We start from the raw sequence: 24787 nt of genomic DNA on the forward strand, positions 1-24787 counted from the left end.
GCGTGCTGGACGTACGTGCAGGTCATTAAATCGCTGGATGCAGGAGAGATGCGTGCTCAAGAAACTGGGAATTAAAGGCCGCGTGCTATTGCTGACCCTGTTGCCGACCAGCCTGATGGCCTTGGTTCTGGGCGGCTATTTCACCTGGATGCAGCAATCCGACCTGCAAACCCAGCTTATGCAGCGTGGCGAAATGATCGCCGAACAACTGGCGCCCCTGGTGGCCCCGGCCATGGGCCACAAGAACACCGAGCTGCTGGAACGCATTGCCACCCAATCCCTCGAACAACCGGACGTGCGCGCCGTATCGTTCCTCGCGCCCGACCGCTCCCTGTTGGCCCATGCCGGCCCAACCATGCTCAATCAGGCGCCGATCGGCAACAGTTCGCAGATGCTGCGCCGCAGCGGCAATGACGCGACGCGTTACTTGCTGCCGGTGTTCGGCAAGCACCGCAATCTGGCCGGTGACTTGATTCCCGAAGAAGCCGACCGCCTGCTGGGCTGGGTCGAACTTGAACTGTCCCACAACGGCATGTTGCTGCGCGGTTACCGCAGCCTGTTTGCCAGCCTGCTGCTGATCGGCGCAGGCCTGGCCGGTGCAGCGCTGCTGGCGTTACGCATGGGCCGGAGCATCAATCGGCCGCTGAGCCAAATCAAGCAAGCGGTGGCGCAACTCAAGGACGGTCATCTGGAAACCCGTTTGCCGCCCCTCGGCAGCCAGGAGCTGGACACACTGGCGTCCGGCATCAACCGCATGGCCGGCACCCTGCAAAACGCGCAGGAAGAATTGCAGCACAGCATCGACCAGGCCACCGAAGACGTGCGTCAGAACCTGGAAACCATCGAAATCCAGAACATCGAACTGGACCTGGCACGCAAGGAAGCCCTTGAAGCCAGCCGGATCAAATCCGAGTTCCTGGCCAACATGAGCCATGAAATCCGCACGCCGCTCAACGGCATTCTCGGTTTCACCCATCTGCTGCAAAAAAGCGAGCTGACCCCTCGCCAGCTCGACTATCTGGGCACCATCGAAAAGTCCGCCGACAGCCTGCTGGGGATCATCAACGAGATTCTCGACTTCTCGAAAATCGAGGCCGGCAAACTGGTGCTCGACCATATTCCGTTCAACTTGCGCGACCTGCTTCAGGACACGCTGACCATCCTCGCCCCGGCCGCCCACGCCAAGCAGCTGGAGCTGGTGAGCCTGGTTTATCGCGATACGCCGCTGTCGCTGGTGGGTGATCCGCTGCGGCTCAAGCAGATTCTCACTAACCTGGTCAGCAACGCGATCAAGTTCACCCGCGAAGGCACCATCGTCGCCCGGGCCATGCTCGAGGAAGAGCACGAAGACAGCGTGCAACTGCGCATCAGCATTCAGGACACCGGCATCGGGCTGTCGAACCAGGACGTGCGCGCCTTGTTCCAGGCTTTCAGCCAGGCTGACAATTCGCTGTCGCGGCAACCGGGTGGCACCGGTCTGGGGTTGGTGATTTCCAAACGTCTGATCGAACAGATGGGCGGCGAGATCGGTGTCGACAGTACGCCCGGCGAAGGCTCGGAATTCTGGATCAGCCTGAGCCTGCCCAAAACCCGCGACGACGCCGAAGACCTGCCCGGTCCGCCGTTGCTCGGGCGTCGGGTGGCGGTGCTGGAAAACCACGAACTGGCCCGTCAGGCGTTGCAGCATCAACTGGAAGACTGCGGCCTCGAGGTCACCCCGTTCAATACGCTGGAAAGCCTGACCAATGGCGTGACCGGCGCGCATCAAACCGATCAGGCGATCGACCTGGCGGTGCTCGGCATCACCAGCAACGACATGCCGCCAGAGCGCCTCAACCAGCACATCTGGGACCTCGAACATCTGGGCTGCAAGGTGCTGGTGTTGTGCCCGACCACCGAACAGACGCTGTTCCACCTCTCGGTGCCCAACCCGCACAGCCAGCTCCAGGCCAAACCGGCCTGCACCCGCAAGCTGCGACGGGCCTTGTCCGACCTGGTCAACCCGCGTCAGCAACGCAGCGAACCCGGCGAACCGGTGTCCAGCCGTGCGCCAAAAGTGCTTTGCGTCGACGACAACCCGGCCAACCTGCTGCTGGTGCAAACCCTGCTCGAAGACATGGGCGCCAAAGTCCTCGCGGTGGAAAGCGGTTACGCGGCGGTCAAGGCGGTGCAGACCGAAACTTTCGACCTGGTGCTGATGGACGTTCAGATGCCTGGCATGGACGGGCGGCAAAGCACCGAAGCGATTCGCCAGTGGGAAAGTGAACGGCATTGCACGCCGCTGCCGATCGTTGCCCTCACCGCTCACGCCATGGCCAACGAAAAACGCGCGCTGCTGCAAAGCGGCATGGACGACTACCTGACCAAACCGATCAGCGAACGGCAACTGGCCCAAGTGGTGCTGAAGTGGACCGGCCTGGCGCTGCGCAATCATGGGCCCGAGCGCTCCAGCGACAGCCACGGTGGCAGTCATGAATTGCAGGTGCTCGATCACGAAGAAGGTTTGCGCCTGGCTGCCGGCAAGGCTGATCTGGCGGCGGACATGCTGGCAATGCTGCTGGCGTCGCTGGAAGCCGATCGCGAGGCGATTCGTTTCGCCCGGGAAAACAACGACCAGAACGCCCTGATCGAGCGCGTCCATCGCCTGCACGGCGCGACCCGTTATTGCGGCGTCCCGCAACTGCGCGCTGCCTGCCAGCGCAGCGAAACGCTGCTCAAGCAACAGGACCCCAAAGCCCCCAACGCACTGGAAGACCTCGATCGGGCCATCAATCGCCTGGCCGCCCATGCCCGTATAAATGCTTGATGCACATTCCAGGAGGACCGCATGCGTACGATTCTTTTCAGCAGCCAGACCTACGACCGCGACAGTTTTCTCAGTGCCGAGCTACCAGCTGGCATTGAACTGCACTTTCAATCGGCGCGACTGAGCCTTGATACGGTGGCGCTGGCCGAGCATCACGAAGTGGTCTGTGCCTTCATTAATGATGACCTCAGCGCGCCGGTGCTCGAACGCCTGGCTGCGGGCGGCACACACCTGATCGCACTGCGCTCGGCCGGTTACAACCATGTCGATCTGGCAGTGGCGAAGCGTCTAGGGCTGGCGATTGTGCGCGTCCCCGCCTACTCGCCCCACGCGGTGGCGGAACATGCGGTGGCGCTGATCCTGGCGCTCAACCGACGCCTGCACCGCGCTTACAACCGCACGCGCGAAGGGGATTTCAGCCTGCACGGGCTGACCGGCTTCGACCTGGTGGGCAAAACCGTCGGCGTGGTCGGCACCGGGCAGATCGGCGCGACCTTCGCGAAAATCATGAACGGCTTTGGCTGCCAATTGCTGGCGTACGACCCCTTCCCCAACCCGCAAGTCGAAGCCCTCGGTGCCCGTTACCTGAGCCTGCCGGAACTGCTGGCCGAGTCGCAGATCATCAGCCTGCACTGCCCGCTCAACGAACAAAGCAAACACTTGATCAATCGCGAGTCACTGGCGCACATGCAAGCCGGTGCGATGCTGATCAACACCGGCCGCGGTGGTCTGGTGGACACGCCGGCGCTGATCGACGCGTTGAAGGACGGTCAACTGGGTTATCTGGGGCTGGATGTCTATGAAGAGGAGGCACAGCTGTTCTTCGAGGACCGCTCCGACCTGCCGCTGCAGGACGATGTGCTGGCGCGGCTGCTGACCTTTCCGAACGTGATCGTCACCGCTCACCAGGCCTTCCTGACCCGCGAAGCCCTGGGCGCGATTGCCACGACCACCCTGCAGAACATCGCCGCCTGGGCGGCAGGCGCGCCAGCGAATCTGGTAAAGGGTGACTGAACCAGATCGAAGGTCATACGCCCGCGCCATGCTGCGCTGATGTCCGTGCTAGCATGCCGCGCATATTTGGAGGACCCATGGTCGAACACGATTTCCGCTATAGCCTGATGAACCCGCAACACACCCTCACCGAATGCCGCGCCCTTGTGCCGGGGCGTTATCAAGTCACCGGCAACGGCGGCTCGATTCGTAACAACGACGTGCTGGTCGTGACCCTCAAAGGCGCGAAGGACTTGTCCATGCGCCTGACCGTCGAAACGGTTCGCCACTTGATCAATCCGCCAGGCCAATGGGTCGCGGTGGCCAGTGGTCCGGTATTCGGCGAACTGGCGATCCACACCTGGAAAGTCAACTGCGACAGCTGCGCCAAAGAGCTGAACTTCGAGTTCGCGGTTGACGCCAAGCTGGGCAACAAGGCTGAAAAGCCTGCTGCCACTGCACGGATTGCCGAGCTGGGCTGGACCACGGTCGGCGAGAAGCACCTGTGCCCGAAATGCCAGGAGCCCGCGTGATGAAACGCCTTGCTCTGACCACGATGGTTGGTGCCAGCCTGCTGGGCTGCGCCGCCGAGCCGGTGCAATTGCAACAGAACCGCAGCTACATTCTGGAGTGGATCGGCGAACGTCCGTTGATGGATTACAGCCACCTGACCGTCACCCTCGGTGAAGACGGTCGGGCCTACGGCAACGGCGGCTGCAACCACTGGTTCGCGCCGTACACCCTGGAAGGCGACAAGCTTAGCTTCGGCAAGGTCGGCAGCACGCGCAAACTGTGTGCGCCGGCGTTGATGGAGCAGGAAAAGCGTTTCCTCCAGGCGTTGGAAAACGTTCAACGCTGGGACATCTCGCCGATCGACCAGATGCGCTTCTGGCCGGCAGAAGGGAAGCCGTTGCGTTGGTGGCTTGAAGAGGGTTAAGCAGTTAGATCGCCAGCCCTCACCCTAGCCCTCCCGAAACGTCGGACCGCCCAGAGGTAGAGGGAACTGACCGAGTGGGTTTTTATACATTCTGCGACCGGGAAAATCGAGTCGACCTCAGGTTTTGAAAAGCCCCCGTTCGGCTCCCTTTCCCCCTCTCCCCCGTGGGGAGAGGGCTGGGGTGAGGGGTGGATCTGAAGCTCAACACAGAATCCCCCCTTCCCCCTTCAATTCTTCGCCTGCAACGCCTCAAGCTTGGCCATCACCCCCGCTGCCGTCTGCTCTCCCATCAACTGTTCCCGTACCTTGCCCTTGTTATCGATGATGTAAGTCACCGGCAACGCCTCGCTACGTGGCAACTCAAAAAGATCGGCCGGATCAGAAGCCAGCACGGTGAACTTGATGCCCAGCTTCTCGCTGGCGCTTTTCAGCTCTTCACCCTGCACATTGTCGAAGTTGACCCCGAACACACCAATCTTCTTGTCCTTGAGCTGATCAGCCAAGGTGTTCAATTCCGGGATCTCGGTCCGGCACGGCCCGCACCATTCCGCCCAGTAATTGAGCACCAGCCATTGTTTGTCCAGACGTTCGGCGGCAACTTTCTGGCCGCTCTGGTCGATGCCATAGTCGTTACCGCAGCCCCCCAGCAATAACGTACCGATGATCGCCAATGCCGCTGCCAGTCGCCTAGTCATGTCGTATTCCTTGTTCAAAATTGAATGCGCCTGCGACCCATCGCCTCCCAAGGTTCTGGATTACGCGCTGCACAGTTAGAATAGCCGTCACCTTACGCAAGATGCGAACCGCACATGACCGATCTGACGCTTTATCACAACCCGCGCTGCTCGAAATCCCGCGGTGCGCTCGAACTGCTCGAAGCCCGTGGCCTGACCCCGACGGTGGTCCGCTACCTGGACACCCCGCTGAACGCCGCGCAAATCCAGAGCCTGCTGACCAAGCTCGGCATCAGCGCCCGGCAACTGCTGCGCACCGGTGAGGACGAGTACAAGACTCTCAACCTGGCCGACAGCAGCCTGAGCGAGGCGCAATTGATCGCCGCCATCGCCGCCAACCCGAAACTCATGGAGCGACCGATCCTCGAAGTCGGCGACAAAGCCATCATCGGCCGTCCGCCGGAGAATGTGCTGGAGTTGCTGCCGTGAGTGCGCCGTACATTCTGGTTCTGTATTACAGCCGCAGCGGCTCGACCAATGAAATGGCCCGGCAGATTGCCCGTGGCGTCGAGCAGTCCGGGATGGAAGCGCGCCTGCGCACGGTGCCGCCGATTTCCACCGAGTGCGAAGCCGTGTCACCCGACATCCCGGACGAAGGCGCGCTGTACGCCAGCCTCGACGATTTGAAGAACTGCGCGGGCCTGGCCATGGGCAGCCCGACCCGGTTCGGCAACATGGCGGCGCCGCTCAAGTACTTCCTCGACGGCACCAGCAACCTGTGGCTGACCGGCGCGCTGGTGGGCAAACCGGCTGGCGTTTTCACCTCCACCGCGAGCCTGCACGGCGGGCAGGAAACCACGCTGCTGTCGATGATGTTGCCCTTGCTGCACCACGGCATGCTGATCACCGGCCTGCCTTACAGCGAATCGGCCTTGCTGGAAACCCGCGGCGGCGGCACGCCTTACGGCGCCAGCCATCACGCCGGGGCCGATGGCAAAAGCGGCTTGAATGAACATGAAGTCGCGCTGTGCCGGGCCTTGGGCCTGCGCTTGGCGAAGACTGCACAGAAACTGGGGAACTGACGTGGCCAAAAAGCCGAAGATTTTGCCCTCTATCGAATGGCTCGAACCGCGGGTCCGGGCGATGCGCGTCATCAGCCTGCTGTGCTACTTCGGTTTGGTGGGTTTGTTGTGCGCCTACTACCTGGTGATCGCCGACCTGCACGGCGCCCGGCCGTGGGTGATTCTGCTGATCGAACTGGTGCCGCTGCTGTTGCTGGCGCCGGGGATGATTATCGGCAGTGCGCGCGGGCATTCATGGGTGTGCTTTGTGGTGAACCTGTATTTCATCAAGGGCGCACTGGCGGCGTATGACCCGAACCGGCAGCTGTTTGGTTTGCTGGAAATGGGCGCGAGCCTGGCGGTGTTCTGCTCGGCGCTGTTGTATGTGCGGTGGCGGTTTCAGTTGAACCGCAAGTTGGCTGGCGAGGGCGAAACCTCCGTCGCCTGATCGCCCTCACAGTGATCATTCCCACGCTCTGCGTGGGAATGCATCAAGTGACGCTCCGCGTCACAGGGACGCGGAGCGTCCCGGGCGGCATTCCCACGCAGAGCGTGGGAACGATCATTTTCGTCAGTGATTCACTGTGTAGGCGAGCATCATCGATATCTGGCTCATCGGCCGCCCACCACTTTCTTCATGCCACTGGTTGAACACGCCCTGCACCGTGGCCAGATCCCGCAGACTGGTCGGCACCTTGTCGACGATCTTCTGCGCATTCAACGCCGCGACCACGTCGTAGCTCGGCACAAACGTGTCCTTGCCGACCATGCGCAAGAACCGCGGTGCCGACAACCCGCCCAATTGATGACCGCGCTTTTTCAGGTAGGTCCACAACCCAACAATATCCGTGACCGGCCAATCGGCGATCAACGCGCCGAAGCTGCCCTTCTCATGCGTCACATCCAGAATGAACTGCGCGTTGCGCGGCACGCTCTTGAGTTTGCCCAGGTGACGAATGATCCGCGCGTCCTGCATCAAACGCTCAAGGTGTTCGGCACTCATCAGCACGACTTTCTCAGGGTCGAACTTGAAGAACACCTCTTCGAACGCCGGCCATTTGGCGTCCACCAGACTGTGCTTGAGCCCGGCGCGGAAGACGCGCAGCGCCATGGTCGAGAGGTAGCGGTCGTCGCTGATCTTGCGCAATTGCGCCGGGGTTTTCGGAACGGGCAGATGGGCTTCCAGTTCAGCCGCTGAACCGAAGCGGTTCAGACAGTATTCGTGCAGCCACTTGTAATCGCGCATGCCCTCTCCTGAGGAATTTAAATGAAACCTGTGGGACCCAGCCTGCTGGCTCCCACAGTGATTGTGTCTAGAGGTTTACAACGTTGACGAAGCGCGAAGCGGCAGTCTCGTCGATACGCAGGTTGGTGAAGTCGAACAGATTGCGGTCCGCCAGTTGCGACGGGATCACGTTCTGCAAGCTGCGAAAAATGCTTTCGGTGCGGCCAGGCGTCTTGCGTTCCCACTCCTGAAGCATGTCCTTGACCACCTGGCGTTGCAGGTTTTCCTGAGAACCACAGAGGTTGCACGGGATGATCGGGAATTGCTTGAAGTCCGAGTAGGCCTGGATGTCTTTTTCGTTGCAGTAGGCCAGCGGACGGATCACCACGTTGCGGCCATCGTCGGCGCGCAGCTTCGGCGGCATGGCTTTGAGCGAACCGTTGAAGAACATGTTCAGGAAAAAGGTCTCGACGATGTCGTCGCGGTGATGACCGAGGGCCATCTTGGTCGCGCCGATTTCGTCGGCGAAGGTGTAGAGCGTGCCGCGACGCAGGCGCGAGCACAGCGAACAGGTGGTCTTGCCTTCCGGGATCAGCTCCTTGACCACCGAATAGGTGTCTTTCTCGACGATGTGGTACTCGATGCCCAGCTCTTTGAGGTAGGCCGGCAGCACGTGCTCAGGGAAACCCGGCTGTTTCTGGTCCATGTTCACGGCCACGATCTCGAATTTGATCGGGGCGACCTTCTGAAAGTGCATCAGCACATCGAGCATGGTGTAGCTGTCCTTGCCACCGGACAGGCAGACCATGACCTTGTCGCCGTCTTCAATCATGTTGAAATCGGCAACAGCCTCACCGGCCTGGCGGCGAAGGCGCTTTTGCAGTTTGTTCTGGTTGACCGTAAGAGTGCCCATGACGCGAAATCCGTGAGGTGTGACGAAAGGCCGGCATTTTACGCAAATCGCCGGTAGATCAAAAGATCGCAGCCTGCGGCAGCTCCTACAAGTCATAACCGCGATTAAGCCAGGGGTTTACAGCGCAATTTGCTCTAAAGCCCTGCAACCTGCGCTGTTAAGACCTTTCTATACTGCGACATAAGGTCGCACACATATCCAGACCTTTCCTTACTCGGCCACTTTGGCCCGTAGGCGCTCCACTGGGGGGCGACGGTAAAAACAAGAGGAGTGACTGGCATGATCCATCACGTAGTGGGGCTCTTCACCCACCCTGACCAAGAATGGAAAGAGATTCGTGGCGATCAGGAGGAAAGCATCAGCCACATGTATCTCACTCACACGCTGATTCTGGCGGCGATCCCTGCGGTGTCGGCGTTTATCGGCACCACACAGGTCGGCTGGGTCATTGGCAGTCGCGCACCGGTGATGCTGACGGTGGAAAGCGCGATATGGATGACGGTCATGTCGTACCTGGCGATGCTCGGCGGTGTGGCGGTAATGGGCGCGTTCATCCACTGGATGGCTCGCACCTATGACGCCAACCCGAGTCTGGCACGCTGCGTTGCGTTTGCGACCTATACCGCGACACCGCTGTTCATCGGCGGTCTGGCGGCGCTGTACCCACACATGTGGCTTGGGATGATCGTCGGCACCGCGGCCATCTGCTACACGGTGTACCTGCTGTATGTGGGGCTACCCACTTTCATGAACATTCCATCAGACGAGGGATTTCTGTTTTCGAGTTCGGTGCTCGCTGTAGGCCTGGTGGTGTTGGTCGCCATCATGGCGTTCACGGTAATTGTCTGGGGACTCGGCGTGGGGCCGGTCTACACCAATTAGCAACACATCACCCAAAAACAAGATCTGCCAACACAGGCCGCCGCAAGGCGGCCTTCTAATGCTCAAGGATAGAAAACGGTGACGACCATTCGGCGCCTCGGCGATTCGCAACTCTCAAGGGTTGCGGCATACTCGACGTCTCTGGAGATCCATCAAGCATGCCCGAGCAACTCAATACCCGCGTCGAAGACTGTTACCAGCTAGCCGAATCCTTTTTCAAACGACCTTTCAAACGCCCCGTGGTGAGCCTCAAGCTGCGCGGGCAAAAAGCCGGTGTCGCGCATTTGCACGAGAACCTGCTGCGCTTCAATCCGCAGCTGTACCGGGAAAATGCCGAAGACTTCCTCAAGCAGACCGTGGCCCACGAGGTTGCGCACCTGATCGCCCATCAACTGTTCGGCGACCGCATCCAGCCGCATGGCGAAGAGTGGCAACTGATCATGCGCGGCGTGTACGAACTGCCGCCCAATCGCTGCCACACCTATGACGTCAAACGCCGTAGCGTGACCCGTTACATCTACAAATGCCCGTGTGTGGACAGTGACTTTCCGTTTTCAGCCCAGCGCCATGGTTTGGTGAGACAGGGGCGGCGGTATTTGTGTCGGCGGTGCCGGAGCACGTTGGTGTTCAGTGGGGAAATGCGGGTCGAGTAGCAAGATTTGTGGTGCCTTTGCTGGCCCCATCGCGAGCAAGCTCGCTCCCACATTGGATTTATGTCACGCCGAAGATCCCCTGTGGGAGCGAGCTTGCTCGCGATGAGGCCAGTACAAGCGCTACACAACCACCCTGGCACGGCGCAATTCCTCGATACGCTCAGCGCTATACCCCAACTCCCCCAACACCTGATCCGTATGCTGCCCTATGGCCGCGCCGATATGCCGCGGCTCGGGCAACCCTTGCGAAAACTTCAACGGACACGCCATCTGCGCCTGAGTCGTCCCGTCACCACGCGGCACTTCGGTCACCAGCGCCCGCGCCTTCAACTGCGGATGGCGCACCGCTTCGCCCAAACTCAACACCGGCTCGACACACGCATCCAACGAGGCAAACAACGCGCACAATTCGGCGAAATCGCGGGTCTCGAACTCAATCCTCAGCGCGTTCTTCAGCGCCTTTTGCAAGGCCGGTTCCGGTGATAAGCCCAAGGTTTCCAGCTCCTCCAGCCCCAGCGCCGCACACAGCTGTTTCATGAACGCAGGCTCCAGACTGCCCACCGAGAACCAGCGCCCATCGCGGGAACGGTAATAGTCATAGAAACTGCCACCGTTGAGCATCTGATCCTCCCTTCCCGGCTCCACGCCACAGGCCAGATACCCGGCGCCGGCCATGGCGTTCAGGCTAAACACGCAGTCGGTCATGCTCACATCCAGATGCTGCCCCTGCCCGGTTTGCTGCCGGGCGATGACCGCCGCCAGCAGCCCGATCACCCCGTGCAACGAGCCACCGGCGATATCCGCTACTTGCATGCCCAACGGCAACGGCCCGCTGTCGGCGTGGCCGGTGTAGCTCGCCAGCCCCGCCAGGGCCAGGTAGTTGATGTCGTGGCCGGCGCGGTCCTTGTAGGGGCCGGTCTGGCCGTAACCGGTAATCGACACGTAGATCAGTTTCGGATTGATCGCCTTCAAGGCTTCATAACCCAGGCCCAATCGTTCCATCACGCCGGGGCGGAACTGCTCCAGCACGATGTCGTAGTCCTGCAGCAACTGCTTGACCACCTCCAGCGCCTCAGGCTGCTTGAGGTCCAGCGCAAGGCTGCGCTTGTTGCGATTGAGGTAGGCGTGACTGGCGGAGACGCCCTGATCGTGAGGCGGCAAGACCCGCAGCAGGTCCATGCGCGTTGGCGATTCGATGCGCAGCACCTCGGCGCCCATGTCTGCCAGCAACAACGAGGCAAACGGCCCCGGCAGCAGTGTCGAGAAATCCAGAACCTTGAGTGATGCCAGTGGACCGAGCATGGGCGTTCTCCGTAAACGATGTTCCCAGACTAGGCAGCCGACGGCATTGCAGCAATCACCTTATGCGTCAGATGCGCTGACCGTTGCGCTCAAATCGCAGGCATGAAAAAACCCGCCGAAGCGGGTTTTTTCAGTGCAGCCGTCTTACTTGACGTTGCTTGGGGTTGGGCCTTCGGCCACGCCCAGGTCGTCTTCTACGCGTTCGTCGGAGATGCCGCGACCGCCAGAAGCCAGTTCAGCGTGCATCACGTCAACGTCCAGCTCCTTGACCCACTTGGCCACGACCAGGGTGGCAACAGCGTTACCGACCAGGTTGGTCAGGGCACGGGCTTCGGACATGAAGCGGTCAATACCGAGGATCAGCGCCAGGCCGGCAACCGGCAAGTGGCCAACGGCGGACAGGGTGGCCGCCAACACGATGAAGCCACTACCGGTCACACCGGCGGCGCCTTTGGAGGACAGCAGCAACACCACCAGCAGGGTGATCTGGTGAGTGATGTCCATGTGGGTGTCGGTTGCCTGAGCAATGAACACTGCCGCCATGGTCAGGTAGATCGCCGTACCGTCGAGGTTGAACGAGTAACCGGTCGGGATCACCAGACCCACAACGGATTTCTGCGCGCCCAGGCGTTCCATCTTGATCAGCATGCGTGGCAGCACCGATTCCGAAGAAGAAGTACCCAACACGATCAGCAGTTCTTCACGGATGTAGCGAATCACTTTCAGCACGCTGAAGCCGTGAGCGCGAGCGATACCGCCCAGCACCACCAGCACGAACACCAGGCAAGTGATGTAGAAGCACAGCATCAGCTGGCCCAGTTGCACCAGCGAACCGACGCCGTAGGCACCGATGGTGAAGGCCATGGCGCCCAGGGCACCGAGTGGCGCGAGCTTCATGATCATGTTGATGATGTTGAACATCACGTGGGCGAAACGATCGATGAAGTCCAGGATCGGCTTGCCGTAGGCACCCAGGCGATGCAGGGCGAAACCGAAGATCACCGAGAACATCAGCACTTGCAGGATATCGCCTGTGGCGAACGCGCCGACGATGGTGGACGGGATCACGTTCAACAGGAAGCCAACAACGCTTTGATCAGCACCGGCCGCCACATAAGCAGCGACTTTGGAGGCATCCAGCGTAGCGACGTCGATGTGCATGCCGGCACCCGGCTGCACAATGTTGACCACCACCAGACCCACCAGCAAAGCGATGGTCGAAACGATTTCGAAGTACAGCAGCGCGTAACCGCCGGTCTTGCCGACCGACTTCATGCTCTGCATGCCCGCGATACCGCTGACGACGGTGCAGAAAATGATGGGGGCGATGATCATTTTGATCAGTTTGATGAACCCGTCACCCAGCGGCTTGAGGGCCACACCGGTCTGCGGGTAGAAGTGACCGACCAGGATGCCGATGGCAATAGCAACGATCACCTGGAAATACAGGGATTTGTACAGTGGCTGACGAGTCGTCATTGCAAAGTTCCTCAAGAGTGCCCGGTGACAACATCCATCTGTTGCCAAAGACACTTCAATTGCGAACCCTCCTGCACTGGAGGGATTTGTTTTGTCGAGCTGCGCAACGGCAGGCATCTGCGGGTTGTATCGCAAGGCCCGTGCCACCTTCGTCAAATCGCCAGCAAGCCTTTTGACATCAAGGGTTGCAGGTTTTTCTTTGTCACCAAACGGTTACGGCAAAGTGGCGGATTTCCGCCCATCGACCAGACCTCGTCCTACAAATTGGCGGATATCCGCCTTGTTCATCATCAGGCACCACGGCTACCATCCGACGTTCAATGGACGGACCTGCCTTCTATGCGCGAACGCACCATCGCCAGTCATTTCGCCCGTGCCGCCCTCGGTGGTGCACGCCGGCTGGGTTACGACTATTCAATCCTGCTGCAACAACTGGGCATCAGCCCCGAGTTGCTTGAAGAGCCACGAGCGAGAATCGCGCCTGAACAGTTCACCCGATTGATCCAGGGACTGTGGCTGGCACTGGACGACGAATACCTGGGCTTCGGGCCGGTTCCGAGTAAAACCGGCAGCTTCGCGATGATGTGCCATGCGGTGATCCACTGCCGCAATCTGGAGAAAGCACTCCACCGCGGCTTATTATTTTATAGCTTATTCCCTGACGGTCCGCGTCTGACCCTGACCCGCGAAGACGACATGATTCGCCTGAGCCTCGACGATTCGCAGTTCCGCGACCCGGACCACTTCCTCACCGAGAGCCAGCTGATGGTGTGGCATCGCCTTGGCAGCTGGCTGATCGGCCAGCGCATTCGGCTGGAACAGGCGACGTTCAGCTACCCGAAACCCGAGCACGGCGCCGAATACGATTTGCTGTTCCCCTGCCCCATGGTCTTTTCCACGGCGCAGAGCAGTCTGCTGTTTCACAGTCGCTACCTGAACATGCCGCTGTTGCAGGACGAACGGACACTTAAACATTTCCTCGAACACTCCCCCGCCGACCTGTTGTCGCGTCCCGATGACGGCGACAGTTTGAGCAGCCAGCTGCGCCGATTGCTCAGCCGCGACAGTTCACGCTGGCCGGATCTGGAAGAGGTGGCTGCGCACTTGCACATCAGCCCGCAGACCTTGCGGCGGCATTTGCGGGAAGAAGGGTCGAGTTTTCAGGAGTTGAAGGATCAGCTGCGGCGGGACATTGCGATTTATCACTTGGGGCGGGCGGATCTGTCGTTGCAGCAGATTGCCGAGCAGTTGGGGTTTTCAGAGCCTTCGGCGTTTCATCGGGCGTTCAAGAAGTGGACCGGGCTGACGCCCGGGGCTTATCGCGCACAAGAGAACTGACGCTTCGGTTGAATTGACTGGCCCCTTCGCGAGCAGGCTCGCTCCCACTTTTGATCTCGGGTGTCCACAATCAGTGTGGTCACCGAAGATCCCTTGTGGGAGCGAGCCTGCTCGCGAAGAACGATGACACGGTCTATCTGACTAAACTGCTACGAAGGATCAAGTCTATCCAGCGCCCGATTCACCGCCAGCTCCCCCAGCATGATGATTTGCGCAATCCCCAACAGCGAATTGCGACTCGCCCCCTCCAAATGGTCCACCAAATCCATGGCCATGACATTGGCCGAGGCCAGCGACTCGCACGCGTGGGCCAGCAGGGTTTCGGTATCGAGCTCCGGGTTGACGATGAACATGGTGCCGGGTGTGCGCGGGGTGGCTTTGATGTGGGCAGCCGGGTTTAGGTAATAATCGAGGGCGCGGTCGGCGGTTTCGTTGAGCTTTTTGGAATCAGGGGTTTCGTGCGGGGAAACGTCGTCGGTTTCTGGCGGGTTGGGTGTGATCTTGAACATATGAAACTCCGTGGTTGATTGAGCCGCCACGACCTATCGCTAAACAAGTAAAGGTGGCGGCTGTACGCAGGTTAGCGATCCGGGTCACAGAAACCCCGGGTAGACCTCGAAGGTCTCCCACGCACAGCCACCATTACGCAAATTGCAGGCACTAAAAACTGCAATCAAAACTTGGGCGCTTTTGCGTCTGTGTAGGGGATCGGATCGCTAAACCCGATCGCTGATTCGTCAGCGACACGGAAACGATAGAGCCCACGCCCCAGGCGCACAAGCCGGCGGATTCTGGCGTAGTCGTAGGCAACGACGCAAGGATGTGTAGCCTGAGTGAGTGTCTGGAGATGTCTTTTAAACATCTCCGTTTATCACTCCTGCCCAAGGGACAAAGATAGGGACAGATAAATAAATTCACCCTCATTCTTCTTAAAAATTCATTGTAAAATTATCCAAATCTGCATCTGTTCCTTCAATAATTATAGTTTTTATTCTACGTGGTACCGGGGGAATATATTGCTCCCATACGGTTATCTGCGAGCCGAACGGTGGCGAATTACGAATTACCAGAACTTTATCTTGTTCATCAAAATAGCTGATTAAGCACGGCACCCGATCAGTATCACCTAACGCAAATTTAATATTTTTTGCACCCTGTTGTAATTCTATTTTTATAGAAAAGTTTAAGTCCCCCAATAAAGTCCTGCCGGCAGTGTAAGGAGGATAATGTACCGTCGGATTTCTTATCATAGCCCTCCCGCGAACAGGAGTAATTTTCATGTGTAGAAATTGCATTGAAGAACCGATGGGTATAACCCCTAAAGGGCTTGATTCAAAAGTTTCATATAGTGTATGCAGAAAGCTTTTAATTATATAACTAGCAATTGGAAATATAGTCGCCCCAGCCTCGTTGGCGACGCCATAAAAGTTAACCCTGAACGTAATCGTTACCGCAGTACCATGTTTGAGTGTATTCAACCAGTCAACCAATACCGGGCGGGTCAACCCCTGCGCCTCGTTGTGCGGCACGCCTTTAAGATCGTCGAAAAAAATCCGCGCCCCATTGCTATTAAACCCGTCATACCGCAACCACACATAATGACCCGCCACTTGAAGCGGCCACGGAGCAATACTCAATTTATCGCCAGCCACCAGTTTGGTGACATCCAGTTCCTGCCCCGTCTGACCGGCAACAACCGGCGTTGGAAACCGCGCATCCCCATCCGCAATCCGCTTCACGCTCAACACAAGCGGCCCTGACCGGGCAATCTCCTTGCCTCCCCGAATCAGCGCCCAGCGAAACTCCAGTTGTGTTCCGTGCCGTTCCGCGAGAAAGGCCTGGGTCAGGACGGTGTTCGTCCGCTTGTTCGCGTTGAACTCCACCGCCGGAAATGGCGTGGCTCCCGGAGCAGGGTTGATTTCGATCAGACGAGCCTTGTCCCCGGCAACTGCGGCCAGGAACTCGATGCGCACGGTGACGCCGGTCGGATAGAGCCACAGGTCGATGGGGCTGACTGCCGGTGCAACCAGTGTCGCCGGATTCAATTTGATAACGCCTTCGCCAATGACCTGTGCCGTGGCGGTTTTAGAACTGGCGATAACCGTATCGCCTCTTTCCAGCGTATACGCAGCCGTCACCAAACTTTTGGCGATGACCTTATCGTTTGTCACCTTGAGGATGCAGGGCTTTTTCTGCCCGAAAGAATCGGCCTCGACCACACCGCTCACCGGTACCACCACATCCACCGGTTGCCCTGATACCTTCGCGGTGTAGGTTGCTTCAACCGTGTCGCCAGGCAGGAACCGGTTATCGGCGGTGACGACGATCACCAACAGCGGACCACCGGCCAGCTTGTCCAGCTCGATCAGGGTGGCATCATCCCCCGGAAAATCCTCCATTCTTTCGAGCAGAATAGGCGCCGACAAACGAGTGCCGGCCAAGTCTTCGTCCACGGTTTGCGACGCCGACCAGACCGCGTCCGTGTCCGGGGTGTTGCCCAGTTGGTCAGTGACTGTGTAAGAAAAGTCGAGCTTTTCACTCGGTCTTTTTGCGCTTTCCAGGTAGGCACGGGTCACGGTAAAACACACTGTGGTGGGGATCGCCGAACCCGGATTCGGTGGCTGTGGTGCTTCATCCTTGCCGACCTTATACGTCATGATTTCGCCGTTACACTTCAACGTAATCGTGTCGTAGGCTCGGCAATACGGATAGGACACGCACACTTGCGCGCTGACAAAATCGGCGCCGACGCCATTCCTGATCGAATCGGGTAACAACAGCTCAAGTTCGGAATGCCCGTCGACCTCAGGTTTGGTGTCTTTCAGGCCCGGACGGATTTTGTTGTAGAGCAAGGTCAGCAGCGGCTCGGAGGTGCCGATGTTCTGGCTGCCGCGAGTAATGGTGTAAAAAAGCTCGTTGATCCGGTCCGGATGCAAGCGGCCCTTCGGAATACGCAGGGGCGTGATGGCGTCCACATCCTCAATAATTACGCTGTCCAGAAACGTGGTGTCCCCCACCAGCCACAGCTTTATCAAGTCCCCGGGATTCACCGTGCCCGACAGCTGCGGATCGACCTGGACGATCGCGCCCTTGCCATCGATGAGGAGATCGTAAATCACCAACGAAACGCCAATGTGCGCGTCAACGACCGGCTGGGTAGCGCCCAGCACTCGGGGTGGGTACAGCGCGAGTACGTCGTTGTTGGACGAGGCGAAAGTGGCCATGGCGACAGCTCCTGCAAGGGGTGATGTACAGGCGTCATGAAATAACGGCGGCGAGCCCTCTCGCTACTGTCAAATATGACAGTAGCGACGAGTGGTAAAGCAGAAGAGAAAGGCAATGCAATGCCTGACTTGAGCGCACCTGCGCTTTTAAACCACCGGAAAATGAATCCGAAACGCCGCCCCGCCCATCGGCGAATCCCCCAGCGTCAGCTTGGCGCTGTAGCTCTCAATAATGTCCTTCACCACCGCCAACCCGATCCCCTGCCCCGGATGCTGCCGGTCCAGCCGCTCTCCCCTTTGCAGAATCCGCGCCCGCTGATCCGGTGGCACACCCGGCCCGTCATCCTCAACACACAACTCAACCCCGCCATGGCTTTCACGCACGCTGATGCGCACTTCACCGAGGCACAGGCGATAGGCGTTTTCCAGCAGGTTGCCCATCATTTCCAGCAACGCACCCTGTTCGATCGGCACGTAACACTGCTCCGGCAGATCGAAGGCGACCCGCACGCGTTTGTCGCGGTAGACCTTGTCTAGGGTGTCGCACAGGCTTTGCAGCACCGGGCGCAGGCGGACCTGATGGCGCACCAGACCGCTTTTGCGCAGGCTGGCGCGTTGCAGTTGATAGCTGATCTGCTGGCTCATGCGTTCGATCTGGGTTTGCAGCACCCAGGCCTGATTGCGATCGGCCGGGCGCTGGGCCATGTCTTCGCTGACGCCTTGCAGCACGGTCAGCGGGGTTTTCAGGCTGTGGGCCAGGTCATCGAGGGAATCGCGATAGCGGCTGCGTTGTTCGCGCTCGCTGTGCAGCAAGCGGTTGAGGGAGCCGGTCAGGCGCAGCAGTTCGCGCGGGTGTTGTTCGCTGAGGCTTTCGCGGGTGCCGCTTTCGATCTCGTCCAGTTCCTGACTGAGCCGGCGCAATGCCTGCAAGCCCCAGGTCAGGCCGATCCACAGCAGCGCGAGCAACACCAGCAAGGCGGCACCGAATCCGAGGTAGAGGTTTTCCCGCAGGCCTTCGAGAGTGGCTTCGTACTCACGCACCGGTTGCAGCGCGACGATGCTGAATGCCGCGCTCTTGCCGCCGAGTAGTTTGACTTCGACGTCGTAGACGAAGAATTCCTGACCGTCGGCCTCGCGAATTCGGGCGAACTCGTTGCCGCGTCCGTCGTAACGCGGTTTGTAGTTGATCTTCTCTTCGCGGGTGGCTTTCGAGCGCCACACCAAGTGAGCTTCGCGGTCGTAGATGTAGCCGAGCAAACGGCTGTCGGTCAGGTTGAAGCGCTCGTCGGGCAACTGCGCCGGCATTTGCAGGGTGTTATTTTCCACCCGGGCGGCGGAAATCAGCGTGGTGACGTCCGACGCCAGGCGTTGTTCGATCGAGTCCTGCAACGCCAAACTGAACGCGCCCTGCATTGCCGGCAGCAACGCCAGCATGAACAACACCGCCAGGATCGTGGCGGCGAGCATCAAACGGACACGAAGGGAACGAATCAAGTGCAGCGCTCATTGAACAGGTAGCCAAGGCCACGCACGGTATCGATCGGTTTGAAGCCGGCCGGGCCTTCAAGCTTGCGGCGCAGACGGCCGACCAACACTTCGATCACGTTCGGATCGCGCTCGTCGTCGTCCGGGTAGAGCTGCTCCATCAAGCGGTCCTTGGCCACCACTTGCTGGTGATGCCGCATCAGGTACTCGAGAATCCGATACTCGTAAGCGGTCAGCGCCAGCGGTTGTTCATCGAGGGACGCCTGTTTGCGATTGAGGTCCAGCAGCAACGGCCCGGCGACGATGGTCGACTGGGTGAAACCGCTGGAACGGCGCAGCAAGGCATTCAGCCGGGCATCGAGTTCTTCGAACTGGAACGGCTTGACCACGTAATCGTCGGCGCCGGCGGCGAGGCCTTCGACCTTGTCCTGCCAGTTGCCGCGCGCGGTGAGGATCAGGATCGGGAAGGTCTTGCCGCGCGAGCGCAGTTGACGGATCAGGTCGAGCCCGCCCATGCCCGGCAGGCCGAGGTCGATCACCGCCAGGTCATGGTTGTACTGCTCGGTCTGGTACAGCGCCTCTTCGGCATTGGCCACGGACTCGACCACGTGGCCGCTGTCCGTCAGGCGGGTTTGCAGGTGATGGCGCAACAGCGCTTCATCTTCGACGACCAGCAGTTTCATAACGCTCTCCTACGCAAATCATTATCTCCAGCAGCACGGTTTCGCACCTCTATGCCTGACAGGGCGACGCCAGTCAGTCAAGCGCAGAACCTGTGGGAGCGGGCTTGCTCGCGAAAGCGGTGTGTCAGGCGACATCAATGTCGACTGTGCTGCCGTCTTCGCGAGCAAGCCCGCTCCCACAGGGATTGCGCTTAACTGACTGGCAATGCTTGTCAGAAAGCGTAGTTCGCCGACAGGTAGGTCTGGGCGCTGCTGGTCAGGTCCAGCGAACCCTGTTTGCTGCCACCGCGCTCGCTCATCTCGGTGCTGGCGTTGCTGCGCAGGTAACGGTAACCCAGTTCCACCGAGGTGTTTTGCGAAACCTGTTGCAGGACACCCAATTGGCCGCCGATGGCGTAACCGATGTCGCTGTCGCGGCTGAAGCCTGGGGAATCCTGAGTCATTTTGGTCAAACCGGCCGTGGCGCCGCCGAACAATTTGGTGCTGCCGCCCACCGGGTAGAACAGATCGTAGCTGCCCAGGAGGTTTTCCTGACGCAGTTTAATGCCATTGTGCGAGCCCGACACGTTGTCGTAAGTGGCGTAGTAGCGACCCTGGCTGTTTTGCTGACCCAGACGCACACCCCAGGTGTTGTCTTTGCCGATCACGCCGTCGGCGTTCGGGTGGTTGAGATTGTCATTCAGGGCGTGGGACTTTTTGACTTTGTCGCTGGTCTGTCCAAAAGTAAGGCTGGCGAAATTGTCGTCGGAAGCGAAAGCCGCGGTACTCGCGCTCAGGACAGTGAAAGCCAGAAGCAGTTTTTTGAAACCAGTCATAGGGGAGTTCCTTATGCGCTATGTGCTATTTGGGTACGGGGCAAGGTTACTCACCCGGCCCTGAACTCCCCCTGAACGCACTCTGAACCTGAGCTGAATCAAATCGACTCGGCTGTTTTGATGACTCTTTGCAGGAGATCCGACGATGCGCATTTTCCTCGCCCTCGTATTACTGGCCTTGAGCGGGCTCAGCCAAGCCGCGATCAAGACTCAGGAAATCCCCTATCAAAGTGCTGACGGCACCAAGATGATCGGCTACTTCGCCTATGACGACGCCATCAAAGGCATACGCCCTGGCGTGGTGGTGGTGCACGAATGGTGGGGGCTCAACGAATACACCAAGCGCCGCGCCCGTGATCTCGCCGGTCTGGGTTACAGCGCGCTGGCCATCGACATGTATGGCGATGGCAAGAACACTGAGCATCCCAAGGACGCCATGGCCTTCATGCAGGCAGCGTTGAAAGACAGTGACGCGGCGAGCGCGCGCTTTCAGGCCGGGCTCGATCTGCTGAAGAAACAGCCGCAAACCGACCCGAACAAAATCGCCGCTATCGGTTATTGCTTCGGCGGTGGCGTGGTGCTGAATGCGGCACGTCAGGGTTTGCCGCTGGCGGGCGTGGTGAGTTTTCACGGTGCGCTGGCGACCAAGTCGCCTGCGGCGCCGGGTAGTGTGAAAGCGAAAATCCTTGTTGAACATGGGGCGATGGACAGCATGGTCACGCCGGATAACGTGGCAGCATTCAAGGCTGAGATGGACAAGGCTGGGGCTGACTATAAGTTCGTCAGCCTGGAGGGCGCCAAGCATGGGTTCAGCAATCCTGATGCGGATCGGTTGAGCCATGGCGATCATGGTGGGCCGGACATTGGCTACAACAAAGCGGCGGATGAAAAATCCTGGGCGGACATGCAGGCGTTTTTCAAAAAAATCTTTGGCTGATCAGGTAGACCGCGGCGAGGCCTTCGCGAGCAAGCCCGCTCCCACATTGGATTTGTGTCACGACGTAGATCCAATGTGGGAGCGGCGGTGCGGCGATCCGACTTGCTCGCGAATGGCAACACCTCGGTCTAACGTCAAGACTACCCAGCCCCAAGGCAACCCGGCAAAATGCCCCACATGAATCGCGCCCCCGCCCTCCCCGTCTGCTGCACTCCACTCGATGCCCATTGGCCGCTGCCGTTTGCGCTGCCCGATACGGTGCTGTTGAGCACTCACTTCGATACCTCGCAACTGGCCAGCGATGATTTCCAGCGCAGCGCCATCGAGCCGCCGCCCACCATCCAGCGTTCGGTCGCCAAGCGTCAGGCTGAGTTCCTCGCCGGGCGGGTTTGCGCTCGGGCGGCGTTGCAACAGTTGGAAGGGCTAAGCTTCATCCCGGCCATCGGCGAGGACCGGGCACCGGTGTGGCCGACACACATCACGGGCTCGATCACCCACAGCACCGGCCGGGCCTCGGCGATTGTCGCGAAGAAAACCCACTGGCGCGGCCTGGGGATGGACCTGGAAAACCTGCTCAACCCTGAACGGGCCGAGCGACTGGCCGGGGAAATCCTCACCCCGCCCGAGTTGCAACGCATGGCCGCTGGCCGTCGCGATCAGTTGGCGATGCTGGTGACCCTGACGTTTTCGGTGAAGGAAAGCCTGTTCAAAGCGCTGTATCCGATCGTTCAGCAGCGCTTTTATTTTGAACATGCCGAAGTTCTGGAGTGGGCCGAAAGCGGTGAGGTGCGGCTGCGGCTGCTGACAGATCTGTCCAGCGAGTGGCGCAATGGCACTGAGCTGGATGCGCAGTTTGGGGTGGTGGATGGGCAGTTGTTGAGTCTGGTCAGTATCAAGGCCTGAATTTATGCAGCGCTGATTCGGGCCTCTTCGCGAGCAGGCTCGCTCCCACAGGGGATCTTCGGTATGGCATAGATCAGTGTGGGAGCGAGCCTGCTCGCGAAGGCGGTGGATCATTCACCACATATCTCAACGTTTCTCCTGATTCCTCGGCCAGCTCAGGCTGAAACACGCCCCGCCCAGGCTTTTGCTCTTGCTGATCAACGCCCGGCCATCATGCCAATGGATGATTCGCCGCACGATGGACAACCCCAACCCATGCCCGCCCGAAGCGCGGGTACGGCTGTCATCGAGGCGCAGGAACGGTGTGAAAATCTTCTCCCAGGCCGTTTCCGGCACGCCCGGCCCGTCATCCTCGACATCCACTCGACAGCGCTGCTGCCCAACCTGATAGCTGACGGTCACCCGTGATTGGGCGTGGCGCATGGCGTTGCTCACCAGGTTCTGCAATGCCCGGTGCAGGTAACGCGGCTCGGCCTCGACCCAGGCGTCGTCGTTGTCCGAGGCAGACAGGCACAAACCGCGCTGTACTGTGACCTCGGCGCGTAACGGCGCCAGTTCTTCGATCACCTGATTGACCAACGCATCCAGATCGATCCGCTGAAAATTCAGCGCCGGCGAACCCTGCTCCAATCGTGCGTAGGTGAGCATCTCGTCCACCAGTCGATCGAGATCCTCGATGTCGTGGTCCATGCCTTCACAGTATTTTTCCAACGCTTGCGGCGTGGTGGCCGAGCCGATCATTTCCAGGCCAAAACGCAACCGCGCCACGGGTGTGCGCAGCTCATGAGACACGGCGCGCACCAGCTCACGCTGAATCGCCAGCAACTGCTGCAAGTGCTCGGCCATGCCGTTGAACGCCGAAGCCAGCCGTCCCACCGAGTCCGCGCCGCGTGCCGGCACGCGGGTTTCCAGGCTGCCTTTAGCGATGCGCGTGGCGGCCGCTTCCAGGCCACGCAAACGACGCTCAAGTTGGCGCACCAACAAATAGACGATCAAACCGATCAGGCTCAAACCGAGGGCGGCGATCAGCACCAGCCATTCCGGCGGATAAGGATTCATCTGATACAACGGGCCGATTTCCAGCACCCACGGCGTACCGACCATGCCGGCAAACACCCGGATCGAATCGCCGCCCTTGCCCAGCGCCATCACCGTGTCACCCTCGGACACCCGGCGACTCTGGTCCTCGTCCATGTCCGCCTGTTCGATCGTCACCAGCCGCAAGTCGAAACCAAACCCTTTATCGCGCTTCAACTGCGCCAGGCGCTCGGGTTGCTCAGCCACCGGGTAGCGCACCAGTTCGTCGGCCAACAGGTAAATAGTCGCCCGGGCCAGTTGTTCACTGATCTGCTGGACTTCGCCGGTCAGCACCAGCTGTTCCTTGTCGCTGACCAGTCGATACACCTTCGCCGCGTGCGGACCGGTCTGTTCCACCAGCGCCTGACCGCGCAGCACGCGGGTGCGCTGGGTGAGGTCGAGGTCGGTTTGGGCAAAGGTCTTCAGCGCCAGAGGAATCCCCAGCAACCGCTCCCACACCAGCAAGGCACGGTGGCGCTCGGTTTCGTTCATCGGGGTCAGATTGTCGGCCATCAACGAAAACGTGCCGTGGGCCAGGCGTTCGCGGTATTGCTCGCCGCGCACCTGGTTGAGCAGGTGCAACGCGAGCACGCCAAGTACCGCGACCAGAATCAGCGCCGCACACATGCCGCCATAAATGCGCAGGAAGATCGAGTTCACAGCGTGCAGGCTTCCGGAACGAACAGATAACCTTTGCTGCGGATGGTCTTGATCAGCCGCGGATGCTCCGGGTCATCGCCGATTTTCGGGCGAATGCGCGAGATGCGCACGTCGATGGAACGGTCCTGGCCGTCATAGCCGATGCCACGCAGCGCGGTGAAAATCTCTTCCCGGGACAGGATGCGTCCGGCGTTGGCCACCAGCAGCCAGAGCAGGTCGAACTCGGCGCTGGTCAGTTCGATGCCGTTGTCGTTCAGCCAGGCTTCACGCAATGCGTTGTCGACCACCAAGGGACCGAACTGCAGACGCCGTTGTTTTTCCGGCGCCACTTCAGGGGTTTCACTGCGTCGCAGCAAGGCCTGGATGCGCGCCAGCAGCAGACGTGGGCGAACCGGTTTGCACACGTAGTCGTCGGCGCCCAGGTCCAGGCCAAGAATCTGATCGGTGTCGTCGGTGCGGGCGGTGAGCATCAGGATCGGGCCGTCATACTTGTCGCGAACCTTGCGGCAGATGCTCAGGCCATCTTCGCCCGGCAACATCAGGTCGAGGATCACCAGGTCCGGTTTCTCCTTGATGATCCGTGCCGCAGCCAAGGCGCCGTTGCCCTCGATCGATACGCGCAGACCATTGGCTTCCAGGTAGTCGCGGGTCAGTTCGGCCAGACGCTGGTCGTCCTCGACAATCAATACCTGCCAGGCTTCTTGCTCCACGGTGACCTCTGCTTGCCAACAACACTTAAT

General features: G+C 59.8%; 24 protein-coding genes. 12 read left to right on the top strand and 12 right to left on the bottom strand.

Annotation, left to right across the window (positions count from 1 at the left end; all coding sequences use genetic code 11):
• The first annotated feature begins 52 nt into the window (after nucleotides 1-52).
• The 4 genes from ACYZTZ_RS20680 to ACYZTZ_RS20695 all read left to right on the top strand — a co-directional run bounded on the left by ACYZTZ_RS20680 (nucleotide 53) and on the right by ACYZTZ_RS20695 (nucleotide 4736).
• On the top strand, nucleotides 53-2806 hold the full coding sequence (locus tag ACYZTZ_RS20680; RefSeq protein ID WP_461999559.1) for a response regulator: 2754 nt from the start codon (nucleotides 53-55) through the stop codon (nucleotides 2804-2806).
• A gap of 21 nt (nucleotides 2807-2827) precedes the next feature.
• Nucleotides 2828-3820, top strand: a complete 993-nt coding sequence (locus ACYZTZ_RS20685) for a 2-hydroxyacid dehydrogenase (protein WP_461999560.1) — start codon at nucleotides 2828-2830, stop codon at nucleotides 3818-3820.
• A gap of 77 nt (nucleotides 3821-3897) precedes the next feature.
• Nucleotides 3898-4332, top strand: a complete 435-nt coding sequence (locus ACYZTZ_RS20690; RefSeq protein ID WP_008147995.1) for a hypothetical protein — start codon at nucleotides 3898-3900, stop codon at nucleotides 4330-4332.
• Nucleotides 4332-4736, top strand: a complete 405-nt coding sequence (locus tag ACYZTZ_RS20695) for an META domain-containing protein (RefSeq protein WP_056743280.1) — start codon at nucleotides 4332-4334, stop codon at nucleotides 4734-4736. Before ACYZTZ_RS20690 ends, ACYZTZ_RS20695 begins: the two co-directional genes overlap by 1 nt.
• Before the next feature lie 227 nt (nucleotides 4737-4963).
• On the opposite strand, the gene ACYZTZ_RS20700 is transcribed toward ACYZTZ_RS20695, so the two are convergent.
• Nucleotides 4964-5431: a TlpA disulfide reductase family protein gene (locus tag ACYZTZ_RS20700; RefSeq protein WP_415757493.1), complete on the bottom strand. Its 468-nt coding sequence runs from the start codon at nucleotides 5429-5431 to the stop codon at nucleotides 4964-4966.
• 114 nt (nucleotides 5432-5545) lie between these two features.
• On the opposite strand from ACYZTZ_RS20700, the gene arsC reads away from it, so the two are divergent.
• Genes arsC through ACYZTZ_RS20715 form a run of 3 tightly spaced genes read left to right on the top strand, consistent with a single transcriptional unit; the run spans nucleotide 5546 to nucleotide 6919 of the window.
• Nucleotides 5546-5899: an arsenate reductase (glutaredoxin) gene (arsC, locus tag ACYZTZ_RS20705; protein ID WP_129437568.1), complete on the top strand. Its 354-nt coding sequence runs from the start codon at nucleotides 5546-5548 to the stop codon at nucleotides 5897-5899.
• Nucleotides 5896-6492 carry an NAD(P)H:quinone oxidoreductase gene (gene wrbA, locus ACYZTZ_RS20710; protein ID WP_046046494.1) on the top strand — a complete coding sequence of 199 codons (597 nt, stop codon included), beginning with the start codon at nucleotides 5896-5898 and terminating at the stop codon, nucleotides 6490-6492. The genes arsC and wrbA overlap by 4 nt, the downstream gene beginning before the upstream one ends.
• Before the next feature lies 1 nt (nucleotide 6493).
• Nucleotides 6494-6919 carry a DUF2069 domain-containing protein gene (locus tag ACYZTZ_RS20715; RefSeq protein ID WP_461999561.1) on the top strand — a complete coding sequence of 142 codons (426 nt, stop codon included), beginning with the start codon at nucleotides 6494-6496 and terminating at the stop codon, nucleotides 6917-6919.
• A gap of 123 nt (nucleotides 6920-7042) precedes the next feature.
• On the opposite strand, the gene ACYZTZ_RS20720 is transcribed toward ACYZTZ_RS20715, so the two are convergent.
• The gene (locus ACYZTZ_RS20720) at nucleotides 7043-7717 is read right to left on the bottom strand and encodes a DNA-3-methyladenine glycosylase I (protein WP_461999562.1); all 675 of its coding nucleotides are present in this window, start codon (nucleotides 7715-7717) and stop codon (nucleotides 7043-7045) included.
• Nucleotides 7718-7784: 67 nt separating this feature from the next.
• On the bottom strand, nucleotides 7785-8609 hold the full coding sequence (gene ttcA / locus ACYZTZ_RS20725) for a tRNA 2-thiocytidine(32) synthetase TtcA (protein WP_033055258.1): 825 nt from the start codon (nucleotides 8607-8609) through the stop codon (nucleotides 7785-7787).
• Nucleotides 8610-8888: 279 nt separating this feature from the next.
• On the opposite strand from ttcA, the gene ACYZTZ_RS20730 reads away from it, so the two are divergent.
• The gene (locus ACYZTZ_RS20730; RefSeq protein ID WP_008147981.1) at nucleotides 8889-9491 is read left to right on the top strand and encodes a Yip1 family protein; all 603 of its coding nucleotides are present in this window, start codon (nucleotides 8889-8891) and stop codon (nucleotides 9489-9491) included.
• Nucleotides 9492-9649: 158 nt separating this feature from the next.
• Nucleotides 9650-10144 carry a SprT family zinc-dependent metalloprotease gene (locus tag ACYZTZ_RS20735; RefSeq protein WP_461999563.1) on the top strand — a complete coding sequence of 165 codons (495 nt, stop codon included), beginning with the start codon at nucleotides 9650-9652 and terminating at the stop codon, nucleotides 10142-10144.
• Between the two features lie 120 nt (nucleotides 10145-10264).
• Here ACYZTZ_RS20735 and ACYZTZ_RS20740 read toward each other — a convergent pair whose 3' ends face one another.
• Together ACYZTZ_RS20740 and ACYZTZ_RS20745 are read right to left on the bottom strand one after the other, a co-directional pair.
• Nucleotides 10265-11446, bottom strand: a complete 1182-nt coding sequence (locus ACYZTZ_RS20740) for a CaiB/BaiF CoA transferase family protein (protein ID WP_461999564.1) — start codon at nucleotides 11444-11446, stop codon at nucleotides 10265-10267.
• Nucleotides 11447-11590: 144 nt separating this feature from the next.
• A complete protein-coding gene (locus ACYZTZ_RS20745) occupies nucleotides 11591-12925 on the bottom strand; it encodes a dicarboxylate/amino acid:cation symporter (protein WP_461999565.1) in 1335 nt (444 codons plus the stop codon).
• Nucleotides 12926-13264: 339 nt separating this feature from the next.
• On the opposite strand from ACYZTZ_RS20745, the gene ACYZTZ_RS20750 reads away from it, so the two are divergent.
• Entirely contained in the window at nucleotides 13265-14263 is a 999-nt protein-coding gene (locus tag ACYZTZ_RS20750) for an AraC family transcriptional regulator (protein ID WP_461999566.1), read from the top strand.
• Between the two features lie 149 nt (nucleotides 14264-14412).
• Here the strand turns inward: ACYZTZ_RS20750 and ACYZTZ_RS20755 are convergent, their stop codons facing one another.
• The 5 genes from ACYZTZ_RS20755 to ACYZTZ_RS20775 form a co-directional block, all read right to left on the bottom strand.
• Complete coding sequence (locus ACYZTZ_RS20755; RefSeq protein WP_461999567.1) at nucleotides 14413-14772, bottom strand: DUF6124 family protein; 360 nt, start codon at nucleotides 14770-14772, stop codon at nucleotides 14413-14415.
• Between the two features lie 420 nt (nucleotides 14773-15192).
• Nucleotides 15193-17487, bottom strand: coding sequence for a hypothetical protein (locus ACYZTZ_RS20760; RefSeq protein ID WP_461999568.1), 2295 nt, complete (start codon nucleotides 17485-17487; stop codon nucleotides 15193-15195).
• Between the two features lie 147 nt (nucleotides 17488-17634).
• On the bottom strand, nucleotides 17635-18981 hold the full coding sequence (locus ACYZTZ_RS20765) for an ATP-binding protein (protein WP_461999569.1): 1347 nt from the start codon (nucleotides 18979-18981) through the stop codon (nucleotides 17635-17637).
• Nucleotides 18978-19655, bottom strand: coding sequence for a response regulator (locus tag ACYZTZ_RS20770; protein ID WP_046046505.1), 678 nt, complete (start codon nucleotides 19653-19655; stop codon nucleotides 18978-18980). The genes ACYZTZ_RS20765 and ACYZTZ_RS20770 overlap by 4 nt, the downstream gene beginning before the upstream one ends.
• Before the next feature lie 212 nt (nucleotides 19656-19867).
• Entirely contained in the window at nucleotides 19868-20470 is a 603-nt protein-coding gene (locus ACYZTZ_RS20775; RefSeq protein WP_461999570.1) for a hypothetical protein, read from the bottom strand.
• 145 nt (nucleotides 20471-20615) lie between these two features.
• Between ACYZTZ_RS20775 and ACYZTZ_RS20780 the strand changes: the two genes are divergently transcribed.
• Nucleotides 20616-21407, top strand: a complete 792-nt coding sequence (locus ACYZTZ_RS20780) for a dienelactone hydrolase family protein (RefSeq protein WP_461999571.1) — start codon at nucleotides 20616-20618, stop codon at nucleotides 21405-21407.
• A 177-nt stretch (nucleotides 21408-21584) separates the two neighbouring features.
• Nucleotides 21585-22310 carry a 4'-phosphopantetheinyl transferase family protein gene (locus ACYZTZ_RS20785; protein ID WP_461999572.1) on the top strand — a complete coding sequence of 242 codons (726 nt, stop codon included), beginning with the start codon at nucleotides 21585-21587 and terminating at the stop codon, nucleotides 22308-22310.
• 126 nt (nucleotides 22311-22436) lie between these two features.
• On the opposite strand, the gene ACYZTZ_RS20790 is transcribed toward ACYZTZ_RS20785, so the two are convergent.
• Nucleotides 22437-24047 carry an ATP-binding protein gene (locus ACYZTZ_RS20790; protein ID WP_461999573.1) on the bottom strand — a complete coding sequence of 537 codons (1611 nt, stop codon included), beginning with the start codon at nucleotides 24045-24047 and terminating at the stop codon, nucleotides 22437-22439.
• Nucleotides 24044-24757: a response regulator gene (locus ACYZTZ_RS20795; protein ID WP_046046510.1), complete on the bottom strand. Its 714-nt coding sequence runs from the start codon at nucleotides 24755-24757 to the stop codon at nucleotides 24044-24046. The genes ACYZTZ_RS20790 and ACYZTZ_RS20795 overlap by 4 nt, the downstream gene beginning before the upstream one ends.
• Nucleotides 24758-24787: the final 30 nt, after the last annotated feature.

This window comes from Pseudomonas sp. LB3P58 (assembly GCF_054897895.1).

Excerpts from the sequence above, each read along its gene's own strand:
- arsC (WP_129437568.1), top strand. The coding sequence starts at position 5,546 with ATGACCGATCTGACGCTTTATCACAACCCGCGCTGCTCGAAATCCCGC.
- ACYZTZ_RS20735 (WP_461999563.1), top strand. The coding sequence starts at position 9,650 with ATGCCCGAGCAACTCAATACCCGCGTCGAAGACTGTTACCAGCTAGCC.
- ACYZTZ_RS20685 (WP_461999560.1), top strand. The coding sequence starts at position 2,828 with ATGCGTACGATTCTTTTCAGCAGCCAGACCTACGACCGCGACAGTTTT.
- ACYZTZ_RS20760 (WP_461999568.1), bottom strand. The coding sequence starts at position 17,487 with ATGGCCACTTTCGCCTCGTCCAACAACGACGTACTCGCGCTGTACCCA.
- ACYZTZ_RS20770 (WP_046046505.1), bottom strand. The coding sequence starts at position 19,655 with ATGAAACTGCTGGTCGTCGAAGATGAAGCGCTGTTGCGCCATCACCTG.
- ACYZTZ_RS20720 (WP_461999562.1), bottom strand. The coding sequence starts at position 7,717 with ATGCGCGATTACAAGTGGCTGCACGAATACTGTCTGAACCGCTTCGGT.
- ACYZTZ_RS20730 (WP_008147981.1), top strand. The coding sequence starts at position 8,889 with ATGATCCATCACGTAGTGGGGCTCTTCACCCACCCTGACCAAGAATGG.
- ACYZTZ_RS20690 (WP_008147995.1), top strand. The coding sequence starts at position 3,898 with ATGGTCGAACACGATTTCCGCTATAGCCTGATGAACCCGCAACACACC.
- ACYZTZ_RS20745 (WP_461999565.1), bottom strand. The coding sequence starts at position 12,925 with ATGACGACTCGTCAGCCACTGTACAAATCCCTGTATTTCCAGGTGATC.
- ACYZTZ_RS20700 (WP_415757493.1), bottom strand. The coding sequence starts at position 5,431 with ATGACTAGGCGACTGGCAGCGGCATTGGCGATCATCGGTACGTTATTG.
- ACYZTZ_RS20785 (WP_461999572.1), top strand. The coding sequence starts at position 21,585 with ATGAATCGCGCCCCCGCCCTCCCCGTCTGCTGCACTCCACTCGATGCC.
- ACYZTZ_RS20740 (WP_461999564.1), bottom strand. The coding sequence starts at position 11,446 with ATGCTCGGTCCACTGGCATCACTCAAGGTTCTGGATTTCTCGACACTG.
- ACYZTZ_RS20695 (WP_056743280.1), top strand. The coding sequence starts at position 4,332 with ATGAAACGCCTTGCTCTGACCACGATGGTTGGTGCCAGCCTGCTGGGC.
- ACYZTZ_RS20750 (WP_461999566.1), top strand. The coding sequence starts at position 13,265 with ATGCGCGAACGCACCATCGCCAGTCATTTCGCCCGTGCCGCCCTCGGT.
- ACYZTZ_RS20775 (WP_461999570.1), bottom strand. The coding sequence starts at position 20,470 with ATGACTGGTTTCAAAAAACTGCTTCTGGCTTTCACTGTCCTGAGCGCG.
- ACYZTZ_RS20780 (WP_461999571.1), top strand. The coding sequence starts at position 20,616 with ATGCGCATTTTCCTCGCCCTCGTATTACTGGCCTTGAGCGGGCTCAGC.
- ttcA (WP_033055258.1), bottom strand. The coding sequence starts at position 8,609 with ATGGGCACTCTTACGGTCAACCAGAACAAACTGCAAAAGCGCCTTCGC.
- ACYZTZ_RS20755 (WP_461999567.1), bottom strand. The coding sequence starts at position 14,772 with ATGTTCAAGATCACACCCAACCCGCCAGAAACCGACGACGTTTCCCCG.